Here is a 17,952-nt window from a genome sequence, read left to right on the forward strand (position 1 = left end):
TCAGACGAGCAGGCGCCGGCGGCTCACCCGCGCATCGGGTGAGCCGCCGGCGTCATGCGTCATGGCCTAGGCTCGGGCCGTGAGTTCGCCCGCCTTGCATCGTCGCATCTCGATGGTCGCTCTCGTCGCCCTGGGCGGCGCAGCGGGGGCGGTGGCCCGCGCCGGTGTTGCGGCCGCGATGCATGCGCCGTGGGCGACGCTGACGGTCAACCTCGTCGGCGCGTTCGTCCTCGGCGGGCTGCTCGAGTTCTTCACCCGCGCAGGCGACCGCCCGGCCTGGCGTCTGCTGCTCGGCACCGGGTTCTGCGGGGCCTTCACGACGTACAGCACGTTCGCGCGAGAGGTCGCCGAACGCTCCGCTGGGTCGGGAGTGGGCCTCGCCGTCGCGGAGGTCGCGCTCGGACTCGTAGCCGCGGCGGCGGGGGCCGTCGTCACCGCCCGTTGGGCACCTCGGAGCAGCGCATGATGACGTGGCCGCTCATCGCCCTCGGCGGCGCTGTCGGAGCCGTCCTGCGCTTCGTCCTCGACGGAGAGATGAAGGCCCGCGGCCCACGCACGTGGCCCCACTCGACGTTCGCCGTCAACCTCCTCGGCTCGTTCGTGCTCGGCGTCCTCACCGCGCATCCTCGCCCAGGATGGTTGAGCGCCCTCGTCGTCACGGGCGTCTGCGGCGGCTTCACGACGTTCTCCACCGCGAGCGTCGAAACGCTCACCCTGCTGCGCGCACGGCGCGCGGCCACAGCTCTCGCGTATGCGGTGGGCAGCGTCGTCGTCTGCGTCGCCGTCATCCTGTTGGCCCACCGCATCGCCTGACGGCCGGGCTCGGGCCGGCTGCCGAGCCGCGCATCCGACACCGCGACCGGCTGGAACCGAAGCTCACTCAGCCCCGAGCGCTGCGGGGCGGCGCGGCAACGTCACGATCGCCGTCGTGCCGGCAGTGCTGGAGTCGAAGTGGATGCTCGCCTCCATCGACTCCGCGAGTGCCATCGTGATGGCGAGGCCCAGCCCACCGCGACGATCGGTGTCCGAACGCGACGCCCCCTTGAAACGTCGCCCTGGTTCGGCGGCGACGGACGCGGGCAGCCCCGGCCCGTCGTCGGCCACCTCGACGACGACGCTGTCGCCGGCGTCGCGCACGCTGAGCTGCACGCGCGTACCGGCGGGCGTGTGGCGTCGCGCGTTCGTCACCAGATTGACGATGACGCGGCGCACCCCGTTCTCGTCGCCCACGATCTCGCACACCTCGTCCGGCGCGTCGAACGCCCACAGGTGCTGCGGCGCCATCAGTTTCGCGTCGGACAACGCCTCCAACGCGAGGAACGTGACGTCGACGCTTTCCTGTGCCGCGCGTTGGCCGGCGTCGAGGTGGGCGAGGAGCAACAGATCCTCGACGAGGCGAGCCATGCGGATGCTCTCGCGTTCGATGCGACGCAGCGATGGCGCCAGCTCGAGCTCGAGCGCTCGGACGTCACTCGCCGCCCTACGTCCGTGGTCAGCGCCGCCATCCTGGCCCTCAACGCCCGGGAGGCCCCCGCCGGCAGAGTCGCCCGCCGCCTCGGATCGCTCGGCCTCCACGGCGCGCGCGAGCATCGACGCGGACAGCTCGGCATGCGATCGCACGACGGCCAGCGGCGTGCGCAGTTCATGGCTGACGTCGGCCAGCATGGTGCGCAGGGCGGCCTCGCTCTCGTCGCGGCGCGCGAGGGCCGCCTCGACCTGACGCAGCAGATCGTTGATGGCGTGCGTGAGCACCCCCACCTCGTCGGCGGCTCGTCGCGGTTCGGGCACACGGCGGCTGACGGCGTCCTCCACCGATTCCGCGGGTGTCTCGGCGATACTGCGCGCGGTGCGCGTGACGGCCTGCAGGGGCCGCACCTGACGTCGCGTCAGCCACACGCCGACGGCGCTCGCCACGATGCCCGCGGGCACCCACAGTGCCAGTTGCCACGCGGCGAGGCGGGTGAGGTCGCGCTCCGCAGGTTCCATGCTGACGGCAGCGAGCACCTCGGTGCCGGGCTGCCTCAGCGTGGCGACGCGCATGTCGTCGCGTTCGGGCAGCTTGACGTCGCGCAGGCCGTCCGGGCGATCGAGCTCGGTTCGCAGCGCGGTGGCGTCCTCCGCCGCCACCACGCGGTCGGGGCCGTTGGCGCGCACGTCGAGCCGGTCGCCACGTCGCACCATGACGATCGCCCCGGACGGTAGTTCTTCCGCCAGCTCCTGCGCCGACGTGTGCTCGTGGTTGACCGCAACGTGCAGGGTGTCGTCGATGCTCGCGTGGATGACGGCGCGTGACAGCAGGAACGAGGCGATGCAGCCGATGGCGGCGAGCACCATCGTCAGCGTCATGACGAGCACTGCGACGCGGGTGCTCAGCTTGCGTGGCCGCAGCCGTGCGAGGTTCATCCCGCGGCGGGTCGCATGGTGTATCCGAGGCCCCGCACCGTGTGGATGAGCGCCGGATGCGACCCGTCGATCTTCTTGCGCAGGTAGCTGATGTAGAGCTCGACGACGTGCTCACCGCCCTGGAAATCCTCTCCCCACACCGCGGCGAGCAACTCCTGCTTCGAGCACACGCGACGCGCGTTCTGCGCCAGGTGCCGCGCGAGCGCGAACTCGGTGGCGGTCAGACGGATCGGTTCGCCGGCGCGCGACACCTCGTACGTCAGGGTGTTGATGACGAGGTCGTCGACGACGAGATGCTCGCCCTGCCCCTGCGCGACCATGCCGCTGCGGCGCATGAGCGCCTCGGCGCGGACGATGACCTCCTCGAGGCTGAACGGCTTCGTCAGGTAGTCGTCAGCGCCCTGCCGGATGCCACTCACCCTGTCCTCCAACGCATCCCGCGCCGTGAGGAAGATGACTCCCGCCTCGGGCAAGATCGAGCGGATGCGGGCGAGGACGTCGAAACCGTCCGTGTCCGGCAGCCCGATGTCGAGGACGACGACGTCCGGGCTCTCGCGCCGCGCGAGGGCGACGGCCTGCGAGCCGGTCGTCGCCGTCAGCACCTGCCAGCCCTGGAACGTGAACGCCGCCGACAGCGACGCGAGCAGGCCCTCCTCGTCGTCGACGATGAGGACGCGCGCCGCACGTCCGGTGACGTGACGAAAGGATGCCTCGCGGGTGTTCATGCTCCCACGATAGAAGCCGCCGAGACGCGCGAAACAGACCACAGTTCCATGAGAGGGAATTCTGAGGAAGGGGCGATAGTTTCATCTCCGTGCCCAGGAAGGTGCTTCCGTTCCCCCCTGGTGTGATGCGTCCTGGGCACCCCAGCGGCGGTGGAGGTCTTGACCTTCACCGCCGCTTTCTTCCCACCGCGGGCGCATCGTCCACAGGCCGGACGGCTGGAGCGCTCTTTCCGCTGCCAGAGCAGGCTGATCCACAGGGTGGCCGTGCTGACGTTGGCGCCGCTCATGGCCCGCCCGCCACGCTCGAGCCATGAGCGACGATCTGGCACCCAGCCCCGTGTTCGACACCCCCGCGCCTGACACCCCCGACGACGCCGCACCGACGCTCGTCGGCGCGTGGATGAGCCCCGGCCTCCTGACACATGACAGTGTCGTGCCGCATGACGATCGGCTGCCGGGCGATTTCGGTGCGACCGGCCCCGGGGCGGACGATCCCGACGCGGGCGGCCCGGCGGAAACCGGCCTCGGGTCGGACGAGGCGCCGTCGGCCAGCCAGCCGTCCCCTGCTGACCCGACGGCCGGTGAGTCGGCCGCTCCCGAAGACGCGCCTGCTCCGGAGAACGAGCCAGCTCTCGAGGACGGTCTCGTTCCAGGGGACGATCTCGAGTCGTGCGCGGCGACCCTCGCAGTCGCCGTCGTGCTCGAGCGCGGCACTCCGTCTGCATGGCGCGCCGTGCCGGTGCGTCAGGGCCTGAGCAGCGCCGTCATCGATGCGGTGATGACGCCCCGCGTCATGACGAGCACCGTCGACGCCGTCGTCGCCCGCCACGAGGCCGCGTTCGGGGCGGGCACCGCGTCGGAGCTGCTGCACGCGTTCGATCTCATGGGCGAGACGACGTGGCGGGAGGAGATCGGCACCGGCCACCGCACCCGCGCCAGTGTGGACGCACCCCACAAGAGCGCCGTCATCCGTCAGGCGGCGGCGCTCCTCGCGGGCCGAGGTATCGAGTCATGCGCCGACCTGGTGGCGGCCGCCCACGACGACGACCTCCGACGGGCCTGGTGCGTGCTGCCCGGCCAGTCGTCCGGCTCGACGTGGCGTCATCTGCTGCTCGCCGCAGGGTGCGACGACGTCATGCTGTGCCCCCTCACCCGATCCTTCGCGCGCCGCGCCACCGGCCACACCTTCACCGCCGACGAGCTCCACGCCGTCATCGTCTCCGCGGCCGTCCAGTTGGGCATCACGCCCGCCGCGATCGAGCACCAGATGTGGCGCGGCGCGCTCACGGCGAAGCGCCGCCGCCCCAGCGTGAGGGACGACGGCGCTGCGCGTGAGGGGGCCGATGAGCCCCCTGCTGTCGACGATCAGCTCTGACGGCGCAGCCGCATCGCGATGCCCGCACCGGCAGCTACCACGACGACAGCCAGGCCCGCGAGGCCTGTGACGGCGCGCTCGTTGCTCACGCCATCGGTGTCGACCTTCGGCCCCGTCGTCGTGGTCGGGGACGCGCTGTCAGAAGCGGAACCGGTCTCCGTCGCGCCGGTGGTGGAGCTCGTCGAACCGGCCGTCGGCGTCGTGGGCTCGGTCGTCGGCGTCGTCGGTTCCGTCGTCGGCGTCGTCGAACCGGCCGGCGGCGTCGTGGGCTCGGTCGTCGGCGTCGTCGGTTCCGTCGTCGGCGTCGTCGGTTCCGTCGTCGGCGTGGTCGGCTCGGTCGTCGGCGTTGGGGTCGTCGTGGCGCCGGCCTCGAGCGTCACGGGGAAGCTGCCCGTCGTGCCGGATTCCTTGGCCCTCAGCGTGATCACGGCGTCGCCGGCGGCGAGGTCGCTCGGGGCGGTGAACGAGATCGTGGCCTCACCGTGGTTGGCCGGGTAGGGCGGGGTGGCGGCGCTCGTCGCGCTGATCGGGAACGTTCCGACCACGTGGCCACCGATCGAGACCTCGACCGAGGTGTTCGTCGGCGAGTTCTTGCTCGTCATGTCGAAGCCGGAGGCGGTGAACTCGACCTTCTCCCCGGCCTTGACGTTCGTCGGCTGCCCGTGGATCGACAGCGACTGCTTGGCGTACGACGGCTTCACCGGGCTGTGCGCCTTGAGCCACTCGACGAACAGGCCCTGGTCGATGAGACCGGAGTCGGAGATCGGGCCCCCCTCGTTGAGGGCGGTGAAGTTGTCTCCGCCGGCCATGAGGAAGGAGTTGGACGCGACGGTGTACTTCGCCGCCGGGTCGATGGGCTTGCCGCCCACCATGACGCTGGTGATGCGCGAGCCCGCGGGCTTGGTCTCGTCGAACGTGTACGTGACGTTGCTCGACAGGCCCATCTTGAGGAACGGGCGGGAGGCGCCGTCGGGCTGCCACTGCTGCTCGAGGAGCTTGACGAACGTCGCGCCCGAGATCTCACGCGTCGCGACCGTGTTGTTGAACGGCATGACGGCCGCGGCCTGCGCGAACGTCAGGTTGCCCGCGGCGTCGGGGACGAGGTCGGCGCGCACGCCGCCGGGGTTCATGATGCCGATCTCGACGCTGCCCGGGCGACCGGGCGCGTTGAGGGAGTCGACGTAGCTCTGCGCGATGGCGTTCGACAGGTTCGACTCGGCGAGACGGTCGTCGCGCGAGCCGTCGGGCTTGAGCGCCGAGGTGATCGGGCCCGTGGCCTGTGCGATGACCTGCTGACCGATCTGCGCGGCGCGGGCGTTCGCCGAGTCGACGATGGAGGCGGCAGCGGTGTAGGCGGGCAGCGACGCGCAGGCGTCCGTCGGCGCCGTGACCTTGCGGTTGACGACGGAGTACTGCTTCACCTTCCCCGAGGCCTTGTCGTAGCCGAGGTTGAGGATGCCCAGGTTGTGCGCGTAGAAGTCGGTCTGGATGATCGGGCGCGTGCCGTCGCCGTCAGGCATGGGAGCGTCCCAGTCGTACAGCTGGTGGGTATGGCCGGTGAAGATCGCAGAGACGTTCGCGCTCGTCTTCGTCACGATGTTCTTGAAGACGGGGCTCGCGGATTCCATCTGCTCCAGCGTCGCGCTGCCGCCCTCCGGCGCACCCTCGTGGTACTCGGCGACGACGACGTCGGCCTCACCGTTCGACGGGTCGCCGTCCTTCAGCTTCGCCGCGACACGGTTGACGGCGGCCACGGGGTCACCGAAGTCGATGCTCGCGATGCCGTCGGCGCCGACCATGTTCTTCGTGTCCGTCGTGACGGCACCGACGACGGCGACCTTGACGCCGTTGACGTCGAGCACCTTGTACTCGGGCAGCGCGGGCGTCGTCGTGCCCTTCTCGTAGACGTTGGCACCGAGGTAGGTCCACTGCGCGCGCGACTGGACGTGACCGGTCAGGTCGTCGAAGCCCTTGTCGAACTCGTGGTTGCCGACGGAGGAGACCTGCAGCTTCAGGGCGTTGAGGTAGTCGATCGACGGGTTGTCGTCCTGCGAGGCCGACTCGAACGGCGAACCGCCGACGTTGTCACCGGCCGAGATGAACGCCGAACCCGGGAACTCCTGCTCGGCCGAGGCGACGGTGCAGGCGAAGTCCTTCGTGAAGTGGCCGTGGAAATCGTTGGTGCCGAGCAGCGTGACGGGCGTGAGGTCGGCGTCGAGCGCGGGAACGACGGTGGCGGCGTTCGCGGCAGGCGTCAGGGCACCGGCGAAGGCGAGTGCGAGCACACCGGAGAGGGCACAGGTGCGCGCGATGCGGTTGGTCATGAGGTTCCTCGAGGTTCGAAGTGTTCGGCGGACGCTCGGCCTGGGGCACGTCGCCGCGGGGAAGGACAGCGCCTCATTGTGCGCAGGCTGGCCGCCCCCTGGGTGCCCCCAGCGCCCCCTGCGCGTGATGTTCACCAAGTGTTCGCCTGACGTCGTCGACCACGGGCGAAACCGCGGCGGCGGCCGTCCACCTCACCCGCCCCGCCAGGCGGAATAGTTGAAATGTAAACTAGGTTGAACCAGGCAACCGATCGCCAGGAGGATCACATGCCCGCCGTCACCGCAGACACGCTCACGCTGCCGCGCCTCGCCGCACCCGCGGCCACGGCCCGCGAGCGCCGCGTCACCCGTCACGTGGCCGGCCCGAAGGGGTACGAGGGCGAGGGTTTCCCGGTCACGCGCGCCTTCGCCGGCATACCCCACGACGAGCTCGACCCCTTCGTCCACATGGACGAGATGGGCGCCGTCAACTACGCCCCGGGCGAGCCGAAGGGCACCGACTGGCACCCGCATCGCGGTTTCGAGACCGTCACCTATATCATGGACGGGCGCTTCCAGCACCAAGATTCGCACGGGGGTGGCGGCATGATCGAGAACGGCGCCACCCAGTGGATGACGGCCGGTTCGGGCGTGCTGCACATCGAGACGCCCCCGGCCGAGCTCGTCGTCTCGGGCGGTTTCTTCCACGGCATCCAGCTGTGGGTCAACCTGCCGGCCGCGCAGAAGTTCGCCGACCCGCGATACCAGAACATCGACGGCACGGACTCCGAGCTCGTGACGACGCACGACGGTGCCGCGCTCATCCGCATCATCGCCGGCTCCATCGGCGGCTTCCGCGGCCCGGGCAGCACGCACACGCCGATCACGATGGCACACGCGACGATCCCTGCCGGCGTGCGCGCCGACATCCCGTGGGAGGCGTCCTACAACGGCCTCGTGTTCGTCCTGTCCGGTTCGGGCACCATCGGCAGCACGCCCGCTGACGGTTCGTCGCCCCGGCCCATCTCGGCGGGTCAGACGATCGTCACGAGCGCCGGTGACCTCATGACGCTGACCGCCGACGCCCGCCAGGACGTCGAGACCCCGTCGCTCGAGGTGCTGCTGCTCGGCGGTCGCCCCATCAAGGAACCCGTCGTGCAGTACGGTCCCTTCGTCATGAACACGAAGGCGGAGGTCATGGCGGCGTTCGAGGACTTCCGCTCAGGACGCCTCGGCCGCGTCCCCGCGGACGCCCTGCGCCCCTACCGCGCGACGGAGGCCGAACTGCGCGACGCCGTGGCCGCCATGCCGCACGGGGGCACCATCACGACCCCCTGACCACCGCGCCGCCGTCCCCAACTGCGATTTTCGTCCCCATCGGCGATTTTCGTCCACCTTCGAGGCCGGCTCGTCGCCCACGACGGGCCGGCCGGCGTCGTCACCCAACGGGCAGAGCGGGCATCTGCATGACGAACCACACCGCGAAGCCGACGGCCAGTGCGAGGGTGACGATGGCGACGACGGCCGTGACCGCGGGCGCCGTCCGAGGGCGTGGGCGCTGACCGCGCGGAGCTGCGATGACCTTCGGCAGCCGCCACACGTAGGCGAGGACGTGCGTCGCGGCGCAGATGATCCACCCCTAGAACGACGCCTCGTGCAGTGTCAGCCAGATCGTGTCCGGTTCGTACAGCGTCACGATGCCGGTGCCGATGACGCTCGCAGTGAGCACCACGAGCAGCGGCGCAAGCAGTCGCAGGACGATGAACGGTGGCCCTGACGCGACGTAGCGGCCGTCGCGCGTGTAGTAACGCACGAGCCGGTAGCCGGTGGAGGTCAGCTTGACGAGGACGACGACGCCCGCGGCGATGCCCAGCCCCGCATGCCACTCGATGAGCCCCTCGACGTCGAGCAAGGTGACGCCGACGGCGCTCAGGATGAGGACGAGCGAGGCCCCGAGCGTTGCGGTCAGGCGTGAGTTGGCGACGACGCCGTCGTCCGCGGCGGGCTTGTCGACGCTTTCGGGGCGGAACAGCTCGGCGGGGAAGAGCACCTCGTCGAGCGGTTCGGGCAGGCGATTCATGCGCCGATCATGCGGCCGCGCAGCGAGATGCGCCAACCAGTGCAGGCAAACCTGAGCTCGCCACCTCGTGCTCACTCCGGCGACACAGAACCCGCCCCGCGAAGCTGCCTGCCCGTTATCCACGCCCGCGGGGTCGATATCCACCGCGAGGCCATCGCGAAGCTGCGATGCTGAGGGGACGAGAACGGCGCTGACGCGCCCCGAGACCGAACCCGAGTTCAAGGAGAGATGACGATGACGCACGGTGAGCGGGCATGAAACTGCGTCCTCTGCGCCACCGTTCGGCAGGCCGCGCAATCACCTCACTTCCCGGCGCGGCCACGCGCCCTGCAATCGCTCGCCTCGCGACGACGCGCCCCTCGGCCGCGGCATACGTCGTCGTCGCTGCGACGACCAGCCTCGGGGCTCTGTTGCCCGACGATCGCCTCCACGCCGTCACCAAGCATCTCGTCGCACCGCTCGCCGCGCTCGACGTCGCGACTCGCCCGGGGGCGTGGACCCCGCGTCGCCGTCCTACGACCGGCACGCTGCTCGTCGCCCTCACCGGCTCGGCCATCGGCGACCACCTCATGCTCGCCGAGTCGCGCAGCGAGGGCGCGGCGGCTCGCCGTCATCTGCGTCGCGGCGCGGCCGCATTCGGTGTGCAGCAGCTCGGCCTGCTCACCGTCATGCGCACGCGCGGCCAGCGCTTCACGCCGCGCACGATCGCAGTCGGCGTGACGACGCTCGCCGCGCTCGCCGTGGTCGATCACGTTGCCGCCCGGCGCGATTCCGTCTCGTCGATCGTGCCGGACGACAGCGCTCCGAGCGCCGCTCACAACCCGGACGCCGCCAGGGTTCAGCCGCGCGCCCCCGAGCCGCGCACGCCCGACGCGCCATCGTCCGCACTGCCCGACCCTGTCGTCGCGACCTACGGGGCGCTCCTCGTCGCCATGGCCATGCTCGCCCAGGACGACGCCCGTACCGCCCGTGGCGGGGCCCTCTTCCTCGCGAGCGACGCCCTCATCGTCACCCGACAACTGCTGCCGCACAGCAGGCTGCGGCGCGTCGCCGACACCGCCGTCGTGGCGACGTACACCGCGGCGCTCGCGATGCTCGTCGACGCGTTGGCCGCCGACGACATCACTCCCGCGCGATGTCACCGCGGGTGATAATGCAGGCATGGCTCTGCAGATCGACTACTTCGCCGCCGCGTCCGACGAGGAGGCCGCGGCGCTCGTCAACCTCGAGACGGGCGTGCGCTCGATCCCGTTCGACGACGAATCCGACGCTCCGGCAGTCGAATACGACGTCGTCCCCTCCCAGGTCGTCGATCCGGGCCTCGCGTTCGGCTACCTCAACAAGCTGTTGACGGGCGTGCCCGTCGAGGAGTTCGTGACGAACGGCTGGCCCGCGCTCGTCGCGACGAGTGACGACGAGCAGAAGTTCGTCCTGCAGGTCGACCCGGGATTCGTCGCGCTCATGTCGACGCGCGAGGGGCCGTTCGACGACCTCGCCGCCCAATGGGCCGCCGTCGAAGCACCCGAGGACGCCGACGAGTGGGAAGCCGGCCCACGTGAACTCGGCGAGTTCCTGGCCCAGTTCGTCGCGCTCGCGCTGACGGCCGGCGACGAGGGCAAGCACGTCTACTGCTGGCTGTGGCCCTGACGGGTCTGGGTGCTCGCCGGCCCGGCGCCGCAGGAGACGCCCGCCGGATGGCAGGTCACTCACACGTAGGCGCGCAACTGCGTGCCTGCCTGTTCGTCAGTCGCCATCCTGCATCACGCGAGGCCACCGCAGCGTGTCATGCGAGGTCGCCACGCCGCATCACGCGCAGCGATCACCTCGCAAGATCCTCCCGCGACAGCGCACGGTAGGCGTGCCAGGCCGGTTCCTCGTACGGGTGCGCGGCGAGCATGGCGTCGAGCGCCCGCACGGCGTCGCGCCGCGGGCACACGACTTCGATGCGCTGCTCCTGCACGACCTCGGGGCGCCCTACGGCGCCGATGTGCGGCTGCGCGCCGGCGAGCGGTTCGAAGCGCCCTTCGCCGGTGACGCTGAACGAGCACGCGCGGTAGTCGCCGATCGCACCCGCCCCGGCCCGCGCCGCAGCGTCACGCACCGCGTCGACGTGGCTGACAGGGGCGAACACGACGATGACGACGAGGTCGTCGCGGCCGCCCGCACCCCCGTCACCGGCGCCGAGGTACTGGCCCCCACGCCGGACGGCGCGCGCCCAGCGCGTCTCATGCACCGTCGATCACCCGAACAGGACGGCTGCCTCGTCCCACTGCTTGCGCGGGACGGTCTTGAGCTCCTTCGTCGCCTCGGCCATCGGCACCGTCACGATGTCGATGCCCGAGAGCGCCACCATCTGACCCCACTTGCGCTGCATGACGGCGTCGATGGCGGCGTGCCCGAAGCGCGTGGCCAGCACGCGGTCGTAGGCCGTCGGCACACCGCCGCGCTGCAGGTGGCCGAGCGTCGCGGCGCGCGTCTCGATGCCGGTTGAGCGTTCGATGAGCGGTGCGAGCGCCTCACCGATGCCACCGAGGCGCGGGCGTCCGGCGGCATCGAGGCCGCGTTCGGCCGCGATGTCCTCGAGTTCGCCCTTGTCGTTCTTCAGCTGGAACCCCTCGGACACGACGACGACGGGTGCACGCCCGCGCGCCTGCGTCAGCAGTACCCATTCGGTGATCTGCGCGAGCGTCACCGACACCTCGGGGATGAGGATGGCGTGGGCGCCGCTCGCGAGCCCGGCGTGCAGTGCGATCCAGCCGACGTGACGGCCCATGACCTCGACGACCATGCAGCGGTGGTGCGCCTCCGTCGTCGTGCGCAGTCGGTCGATCGACTCGGTCGCGATGGAGACGGCGGTGTCGAAACCGAAGGTGTAGTCGGTGCCCGACAGGTCGTTGTCGATGGTCTTCGGCACGCCGACGACGGGCAGCCCGTCAGCGGCGAGACGCGCGGCACCCGACAGCGTGCCCTCGCCTCCGATCGCAATGATCCCCTCCATGCCGTGCCGTTCCATGACGGCGCGGATCGCGTCGGGGCCTCCGACGCCGTCGATGCCGTTGTAGGGGTGCGTTCGGGAGGTGCCGAGGATGGTGCCCCCCTCCTTGGACAGCCCACGCACGCGACGGCGTGGAAGGGAGAACACGTCGTCGACGATGAGGCCGCGCCACCCGTCACGGATGCCGGCGAACTCCTGCTCATAGATCTTGTCGCCCTTCATCACCGCGCCACGGATGACGGCGTTGAGGCCGGGGCAGTCGCCGCCAGAGGTCAGGATGCCGATGCTCATGCGCCTAGTTTCTCCCATGCGCGGCGGCAGGGGGCACCCGCACCGCCGGGTGGGACGTCGCGTCTCTCCCTACGGACGAGTAGACCCGCAGCCATGTGGATGGGACGGCAGCCGGCGCGACGCATCGCGCGTGCGCGGGGGACACCCGTCGGGAGGAGCGTTGCCCATTACGATAAGGTGTCACCACACCTCGACGGCAGGATCCGTGAGCATGACGCGCCCCGACGACACGACGCCTCAAGCCCCTGTTCCCACCGAGCCGGAGGCTGCGGAGCCAGAGCCATCCGGAACCCGCGACCCGTTGCTGCGTGGCGATCTGGCTCCCGCGCCGCGCACACTCGTCGACATCCTGCGCGCGAGCGTCGCCGCGCACCCGGACGACCCGGCCGTCGACAACGGCCAGGACGTGCTGACGTACGCCGAATTCGCCCAGGCCGCAGAGCAGTTCGCCGACGCCCTGCACGAGCTGGGCATCGGTTCGGGTGAGCGCATCGGCATCCGCATCCCGTCGGGAACCCTTGATCTGTACGTCGCGATCGCGGGGACGCTCGTCGCGGGCTGCGCGTACGTGCCGGTCGACTTCGACGACCCCGACGAGCGCGCCGACACCGTCTTCGGCGAGGCCGACGTCGCCGCCATCGTCGGCAAAGACCTCGTCATCAGCCCCCGCGCGCCGCACGCCGACGACGCCGCGGCGCATGACGACGTGCGCACCGGCGACCCTGCCCTCACCGACGACGCGTGGATCATCTTCACCTCGGGTTCGACGGGCAAGCCGAAGGGCGTCGCCGTCACGCATCGCAACGCTGCGGCGTTCGTCGACGCCGAGGCCAACCTGTTCCTGCAGAACGCACCCATCGGGCCGGGTGATCGCGTCATGGCGGGTCTGTCCGTCGCGTTCGACGCGAGCTGCGAGGAGATGTGGCTCGCGTGGCGCTACGGTGCCTGCCTCGTGCCCGCACCGCGCAGCCTCGTGAAGTCGGGCATGGATCTGGGGCCGTGGCTGACGGCGAACGACATCACGATCATCTCGACGGTGCCGACGCTCGTCGCGCTGTGGCCGCACGAGGCGATCAAGGACGTCCGCCTCGTCATCCTCGGCGGCGAGGCGTGCCCGCCCGAGATCGGCGCCCGTCTCGCGACCGAGGCCCGCGAGGTGTGGAATACCTACGGCCCGACGGAGGCGACCGTCGTCGCCTGCGCCGCGCAGCTGACGGGTGAGCCACCCGTGCGCATCGGCTTGCCCCTCGACGGGTGGGATCTCGCCGTCGTCGACTCCGAGGGCAACCCCGTGCCGCAGGGTGAGGCGGGCGAGCTCATCATCGGCGGCGTCGGCCTCGCGCGCTACCTCGATCCGGCCAAGGACGCGGAGAAGTACGCGCCGATGCCGACGCTCGGGTGGGAGCGCGCGTACCGGAGCGGCGACATCGTCGTCAACGATCCGATTGGTCTGACGTTCCAAGGCCGCGCCGACGACCAGATCAAACTCAACGGCCGACGCATCGAGCTCGGCGAGGTCGACTCCGCGCTGCTGCAACTGCCGCACGTCAGTGGTGCGGCTGCGGCGGTGCGTACCTCGGAGACGGGCAACAAGCTGCTCGTCGGCTACCTCACCGTCAAGGACGGCTTCGACCGCAAGGCCGCCACCGCGCACCTGCGCGAGACGATGCCCGCGGCGCTCGTGCCGCAGCTCGCCGTCGTCGACACGCTGCCGACGCGCACCTCCGGCAAGATCGACCGCGATGCGCTGCCGTGGCCCCTCGAGATCCCGACGGGTGACGGCGACGGCGAGACGTTCACAGGCACGGCGGCGCGGCTGCAGGAGCTGTTCGCCAGCATCCTGGGCACTCCCCCTACGTCGCCGGACGACAACTTCTTCGACCTCGGCGGCGGCTCGCTGACGGCGGCGCAGCTCGTCGCGCGGCTGCGTGAGACGAACCCGGAGATCACCGTCGCCGACGTCTACGAGGCGAACTCGATCACCGAACTCGCCGCGACGATCGACCAGATGTCCTCTCCCACCGGGCGATTGAACGACAACGTCGTCAAGGTGCGCCGCAGCACGCAGACGTTGCAGGTCGTCGCGTCGCTCGCTGTACGCCAGTTCTCGGCGCTGCGTTGGCTGACGTGGTTGGGTGCCGGCGCGAACCTCGCGCACGCCTCCGGCATGACGTGGGTGCCGACGCTGAGCTGGTGGTGGATCCTCGTGGGCTGGGTGCTGTTCGTCGCCCCGCCGGGGCGGATGCTGCTGGCCGCCGGATTCGCCCGCACCATCCTCGCGGGGGTGACGCCGGGCGCGTACAGCCGCGGTGGACGCACCCACCTGCGCGTCTGGCTCGCCGAACGCATCGCCGACGAACTGGGCGCCACCAACCTCGCCGGTGCGCCGCTCGTCAAGTTCTACGGCCGCCTGCTCGGCTGCGACATCAAGAAGCACGTCGACCTGCACAGCCTGCCGCCCGTCACCGGCTTCCTCACGCTCGGCAAGGGCTGCTCGATCGAGCCCGAGGTGGAGCTGCGCGGGCACTGGATCGACGGTGACACGTTCCATCTCGGACGCATCGAGGTCGGACCGAACGCCCGCGTCGGCACGCGCTCGACGCTGCTGCCCGGCGCCCGCGTCGGCAAGCGCGCGGAGATCGCTCCCGGTTCGGGCGTGTTCGGTCGCGTGCCCGCCGACCAGCTCTGGTCCGGGGCGCCCGCCGAGCACATCGGCACCGCACGCGGCCCGTGGGACGAGCAGGCGCCACCGAACAAGCCGATCTGGCTCGTCGCGTACGGCGCGACCGGCATGGCCGCGTCGCTCATCCCCGCGGTGGGTTCGGCGGCCGGGCTGGCCGTGCTGTGGCCCTGGCTGCGTCACGCCGACTCGGTCGCGGACATCGCCCGCATCGGCGCGATCGGCGTCATCCCAGCGACGCTCGTCGGTTTCGTCGTCACGGCCCTCGTCATCCTGGCTGCGGTGCGCGCCCTCGGCCGCGGCCTCGTCGCCGGTCACCACGCGATTCACGGCGGTCAGGGCTGGCGCGCGTGGACGACCATGCGCATCCTCGACGAGGCCCGCACCTGGCTGTTCCCGCTCTACTCGAGCACGCTGACGCCGAACTGGCTGCGCGCGCTCGGCGCGAAGATCGGACGTGAGGTCGAGGCCTCGACCGTGCTCATGCTGCCGAAGATGGCGGACGTCGGCGAGGGCGCGTTCCTCGCCGACGACACCCTCGTCGCCAACTACGAACTCGGCGGCGGCTGGATTCGCATCGCGCCCGTCAAGGTCGGCAAGGGTGCCTTCATCGGCAACTCGGGCATGGCCGCGCCCGGGCGCAAGGTGCCGAAGCGCGGCCTCGTCGCCGTACTGTCGGCCGCGCCCGCACGCGGGGCGGCGAAGAAGGGCACGAGCTGGCTCGGCTCGCCGCCGCAACGTCTGCGCCGCCAGGCCGGTGAGACGGACGCCTCCCGTACCACCGCGCCGCCGACAAAGCTGCGTGTCGCGCGCGCCGTCGTCGAGGCGCTGCGGATCATCCCGCAGTCGCTGCACTCGGCGCTCATCGCCGGTGCAGCGCTGACGATGCTGTGGGTCGCCGACACGCACTCGTGGTGGCTGGCGGCGCTGACGGCAGGATTCGTGCTCGTCGGTTTCGGCGCGCTCGGCGGGGCGTCCGCCGTCATCGCGAAGTGGCTACTGGTCGGGCGCCTGCGCGTCACCGAATACCCGCTGTGGAGTTCGTTCGTGTGGCGCAACGAACTCGCCGACACGTTCACCGAGGTCGTCGCCGCGCCCTGGCTCATCCGCGCCAACGGCGGCACGCCGGTGCTCAACCTGTGGCTGCGCGCGATGGGAGCGAAGATCGGCCACGGCGTGTGGTGCGAGACGTACTGGCTGCCCGAAGCCGACCTCATCCGCCTCGGCGACGGCGCCTGCGTCAACTCGGGTTGTGTCGTGCAGACTCACCTGTTCCACGACCGCATCCTCGCGATGGACACCGTCACCCTCGGCGCCGGCGCGACGCTTGGCCCCAACAGCGTCGTCCTGCCCGCTGCGAAGATCGGCACACACGCGACCGTCGGGCCGACGTCCCTCGTCATGCGCGGCGAGAGCGTGCCTGACAAGACCCGCTGGCTCGGCAATCCCATCGGCCCGTGGATCGAGGACGAGAACCCCGCCGACGCCCGCCGCGACGGCGGCGAGATGGAAACCGACGCCGTCGCGCACGATGACGAAGCGGCGCGCACTTCGCAGGGCGCGACCCACGTCGAGTTCCACGACGAACCGTCCTCACCGGTAGCATCCGACGAACACCCCGGCGACGGGCAACCCGTCACGAACGGCGCCTCCTTCGAGGGACGCGACGCCACGCCGACCGCACGACCCGAAAGCGATTCCTGATGTTCAGCAGCACTCCGAGCGGCGGCGCCGACCCCTACGTCCCGGGTCACGGCGATCTGGCGTTCGGCGTCGATTCCTACGATCTGACCCTCGACTACACGCCCGCCGGTAACCGTCTCGACGCCACGGCCGCGCTCGCCTGCCGCATCGTCGACGACGTGCCGGAGGCCTCGCTCGACGACGGCGGGGTGCGCCGGATCGAACTCGACCTGCATCACCGGCTCAAGGTCGCGAAGCTGACGGTGTCGGGCGCGAAGATGGCGCGGTTCGGCCAGGAGCGTTCGCGGCTGTTCATCCGGTTCGCGCAGCCGCTCGCGCCGGGCGCGCGCTTCACCGTCACCGTCGCCTACAAAGGTTCGCCCGGTCCGATGCGCGGGCCCGATGGCGACGCGGGCTGGGAGGAGCTGGAGAACGGCGTCATCGTCGCGTCGCAGCCCCACGGTTCGCCGACGTGGTTCCCATGCAACGACCGTGCCGCGGACAAGGCCGTCTACCGCTTCGCCGTGACGACGGATGCCGAGTACCACGTCGTCGCCAACGGCACTCTGCTGCGCCGCCGTCACACGGGCCGACGTGCGACGTGGACGTACGAGTGCACAGCACCCATGTCTCCGTACCTGGCGACGTTGCAGATCGGGCCGTACCAGACCCGTCAGATCCAGGCGAAGTCGACGGACGTCCGCCTCGTCTTCCCGCCTCGTCTGCGTGAGCCGGTCCGAGAGGCGTTCTCCGACCAGCTGCACATGATCGATTTCTTCTCCTCGCGCTTCGGCGCGTACCCCTTCGCCTCGTACACGGCCGTCATCACCGACGACCCGCTCGAGATCCCCCTCGAGTCGCAGACGTTGTCGACGTTCGGTTCCAACTTCGCGAACCGCGGCTGGGACGCGCAGCGCCTCATCGCGCACGAACTCGCGCACCAGTGGTTCGGCAACGCCGTGACGGCGGCGTCGTGGGAGGACATCTGGCTCCACGAGGGTTTCGCCTGCTACAGCGAGTGGCTGTGGAGCGAGGAGATCCATCTCGGGAGCGCCGACCAGCGGGCGCGCGAGGCGTGGCTGCGCCTGTCGCGGCTGCCGAAGGATCTGCGCCTGCACGATCCGGGCCCGAAGGACATGTTCGACGACCGCGTCTACAAGCGCGGAGCGCTGACGCTGCACGCCCTGCGCCTGACGATGGGTGACGCCGCGTTCTTCACGCTGCTGCAGCGATGGGTGGCCGAGAACACCGGCAAGACGGTGACGACGCAGCAGTTCGTGCGGCTCGCGGACGAGGTGGCTGCCGCAGCCGGCGTCGAACCCGTGGGCGCCCTCATCGCCGAGTGGCTCGAGACCCTCCCCCTGCCGCAGCTGCCTGGGCCAGGCTCCACGCGCGTCTGACCCGCTCGAGCCACTGA

At 70.7% G+C, this 17,952-nt stretch carries 14 protein-coding genes; 8 read left to right on the forward strand and 6 right to left on the reverse strand.

Going from position 1 to position 17,952, the window contains the following annotated elements; all coding sequences use genetic code 11:
* Positions 1-79: 79 nt before the first annotated feature.
* Positions 80-466: a CrcB family protein gene (locus HMPREF0321_RS08050; RefSeq protein ID WP_254653980.1), complete on the forward strand. Its 387-nt coding sequence runs from the start codon at positions 80-82 to the stop codon at positions 464-466.
* On the forward strand, positions 463-813 hold the full coding sequence (crcB, locus tag HMPREF0321_RS08055) for a fluoride efflux transporter CrcB (protein WP_006945705.1): 351 nt from the start codon (positions 463-465) through the stop codon (positions 811-813). Before HMPREF0321_RS08050 ends, crcB begins: the two co-directional genes overlap by 4 nt.
* Before the next feature lie 63 nt (positions 814-876).
* Here crcB and HMPREF0321_RS08060 read toward each other — a convergent pair whose 3' ends face one another.
* Both HMPREF0321_RS08060 and HMPREF0321_RS08065 read right to left on the reverse strand, forming a co-directional pair.
* Positions 877-2,403 carry a HAMP domain-containing sensor histidine kinase gene (locus HMPREF0321_RS08060; protein ID WP_006945710.1) on the reverse strand — a complete coding sequence of 509 codons (1,527 nt, stop codon included), beginning with the start codon at positions 2,401-2,403 and terminating at the stop codon, positions 877-879.
* A complete protein-coding gene (locus HMPREF0321_RS08065; RefSeq protein ID WP_006945717.1) occupies positions 2,400-3,128 on the reverse strand; it encodes a response regulator transcription factor in 729 nt (242 codons plus the stop codon). The genes HMPREF0321_RS08060 and HMPREF0321_RS08065 overlap by 4 nt, the downstream gene beginning before the upstream one ends.
* A 310-nt stretch (positions 3,129-3,438) precedes the next feature.
* Between HMPREF0321_RS08065 and HMPREF0321_RS14890 the strand changes: the two genes are divergently transcribed.
* Complete coding sequence (locus HMPREF0321_RS14890) at positions 3,439-4,503, forward strand: hypothetical protein (RefSeq protein ID WP_006945718.1); 1,065 nt, start codon at positions 3,439-3,441, stop codon at positions 4,501-4,503.
* Here HMPREF0321_RS14890 and HMPREF0321_RS08075 read toward each other — a convergent pair.
* Positions 4,494-6,827, reverse strand: a complete 2,334-nt coding sequence (locus tag HMPREF0321_RS08075; protein WP_006945668.1) for a bifunctional UDP-sugar hydrolase/5'-nucleotidase — start codon at positions 6,825-6,827, stop codon at positions 4,494-4,496. The genes HMPREF0321_RS14890 and HMPREF0321_RS08075 overlap by 10 nt on opposite strands.
* 267 nt (positions 6,828-7,094) lie before the next feature.
* On the opposite strand from HMPREF0321_RS08075, the gene HMPREF0321_RS08080 reads away from it, so the two are divergent.
* Complete coding sequence (locus HMPREF0321_RS08080; protein ID WP_006945690.1) at positions 7,095-8,144, forward strand: pirin family protein; 1,050 nt, start codon at positions 7,095-7,097, stop codon at positions 8,142-8,144.
* Positions 8,145-8,445: 301 nt separating this feature from the next.
* Here HMPREF0321_RS08080 and HMPREF0321_RS08085 read toward each other — a convergent pair whose 3' ends face one another.
* Complete coding sequence (locus tag HMPREF0321_RS08085; RefSeq protein WP_006945714.1) at positions 8,446-8,886, reverse strand: hypothetical protein; 441 nt, start codon at positions 8,884-8,886, stop codon at positions 8,446-8,448.
* A 254-nt stretch (positions 8,887-9,140) separates the two neighbouring features.
* Here HMPREF0321_RS08085 and HMPREF0321_RS14895 point away from each other — a divergent pair, with 254 nt between their 5' ends.
* Positions 9,141-10,037, forward strand: coding sequence for a lysoplasmalogenase family protein (locus tag HMPREF0321_RS14895; protein WP_006945680.1), 897 nt, complete (start codon positions 9,141-9,143; stop codon positions 10,035-10,037).
* A gap of 10 nt (positions 10,038-10,047) precedes the next feature.
* Entirely contained in the window at positions 10,048-10,533 is a 486-nt protein-coding gene (locus tag HMPREF0321_RS08095; RefSeq protein WP_006945704.1) for a hypothetical protein, read from the forward strand.
* Positions 10,534-10,705: 172 nt separating this feature from the next.
* Here HMPREF0321_RS08095 and HMPREF0321_RS08100 read toward each other — a convergent pair whose 3' ends face one another.
* Together HMPREF0321_RS08100 and HMPREF0321_RS08105 are read right to left on the reverse strand one after the other, a co-directional pair.
* Complete coding sequence (locus HMPREF0321_RS08100; protein ID WP_006945701.1) at positions 10,706-11,119, reverse strand: hypothetical protein; 414 nt, start codon at positions 11,117-11,119, stop codon at positions 10,706-10,708.
* A 6-nt stretch (positions 11,120-11,125) separates the two neighbouring features.
* Positions 11,126-12,172 carry an ATP-dependent 6-phosphofructokinase gene (locus tag HMPREF0321_RS08105; protein ID WP_006945748.1) on the reverse strand — a complete coding sequence of 349 codons (1,047 nt, stop codon included), beginning with the start codon at positions 12,170-12,172 and terminating at the stop codon, positions 11,126-11,128.
* 211 nt (positions 12,173-12,383) lie between these two features.
* Between HMPREF0321_RS08105 and HMPREF0321_RS08110 the strand changes: the two genes are divergently transcribed.
* Positions 12,384-16,556 carry a Pls/PosA family non-ribosomal peptide synthetase gene (locus tag HMPREF0321_RS08110; RefSeq protein ID WP_006945750.1) on the forward strand — a complete coding sequence of 1,391 codons (4,173 nt, stop codon included), beginning with the start codon at positions 12,384-12,386 and terminating at the stop codon, positions 16,554-16,556.
* Positions 16,556-17,935, forward strand: coding sequence for a M1 family metallopeptidase (locus HMPREF0321_RS08115; protein ID WP_006945683.1), 1,380 nt, complete (start codon positions 16,556-16,558; stop codon positions 17,933-17,935). Before HMPREF0321_RS08110 ends, HMPREF0321_RS08115 begins: the two co-directional genes overlap by 1 nt.
* The last annotated feature ends 17 nt before the right edge of the window (positions 17,936-17,952 follow it).

Source organism: Dermacoccus sp. Ellin185, assembly GCF_000152185.1.
GTDB lineage: Bacteria > Actinomycetota > Actinomycetes > Actinomycetales > Dermatophilaceae > Dermacoccus > Dermacoccus nishinomiyaensis.

Excerpts from the sequence above, each read along its gene's own strand:
- HMPREF0321_RS08065 (WP_006945717.1), bottom strand. The coding sequence starts at position 3,128 with ATGAACACCCGCGAGGCATCCTTTCGTCACGTCACCGGACGTGCGGCG.
- HMPREF0321_RS08105 (WP_006945748.1), bottom strand. The coding sequence starts at position 12,172 with ATGAGCATCGGCATCCTGACCTCTGGCGGCGACTGCCCCGGCCTCAAC.
- HMPREF0321_RS08095 (WP_006945704.1), top strand. The coding sequence starts at position 10,048 with ATGGCTCTGCAGATCGACTACTTCGCCGCCGCGTCCGACGAGGAGGCC.
- HMPREF0321_RS14895 (WP_006945680.1), top strand. The coding sequence starts at position 9,141 with ATGAAACTGCGTCCTCTGCGCCACCGTTCGGCAGGCCGCGCAATCACC.
- HMPREF0321_RS08060 (WP_006945710.1), bottom strand. The coding sequence starts at position 2,403 with ATGAACCTCGCACGGCTGCGGCCACGCAAGCTGAGCACCCGCGTCGCA.
- HMPREF0321_RS14890 (WP_006945718.1), top strand. The coding sequence starts at position 3,439 with ATGAGCGACGATCTGGCACCCAGCCCCGTGTTCGACACCCCCGCGCCT.
- HMPREF0321_RS08085 (WP_006945714.1), bottom strand. The coding sequence starts at position 8,886 with ATGAATCGCCTGCCCGAACCGCTCGACGAGGTGCTCTTCCCCGCCGAG.
- HMPREF0321_RS08115 (WP_006945683.1), top strand. The coding sequence starts at position 16,556 with ATGTTCAGCAGCACTCCGAGCGGCGGCGCCGACCCCTACGTCCCGGGT.
- HMPREF0321_RS08080 (WP_006945690.1), top strand. The coding sequence starts at position 7,095 with ATGCCCGCCGTCACCGCAGACACGCTCACGCTGCCGCGCCTCGCCGCA.
- HMPREF0321_RS08110 (WP_006945750.1), top strand. The coding sequence starts at position 12,384 with ATGACGCGCCCCGACGACACGACGCCTCAAGCCCCTGTTCCCACCGAG.
- crcB (WP_006945705.1), top strand. The coding sequence starts at position 463 with ATGATGACGTGGCCGCTCATCGCCCTCGGCGGCGCTGTCGGAGCCGTC.
- HMPREF0321_RS08075 (WP_006945668.1), bottom strand. The coding sequence starts at position 6,827 with ATGACCAACCGCATCGCGCGCACCTGTGCCCTCTCCGGTGTGCTCGCA.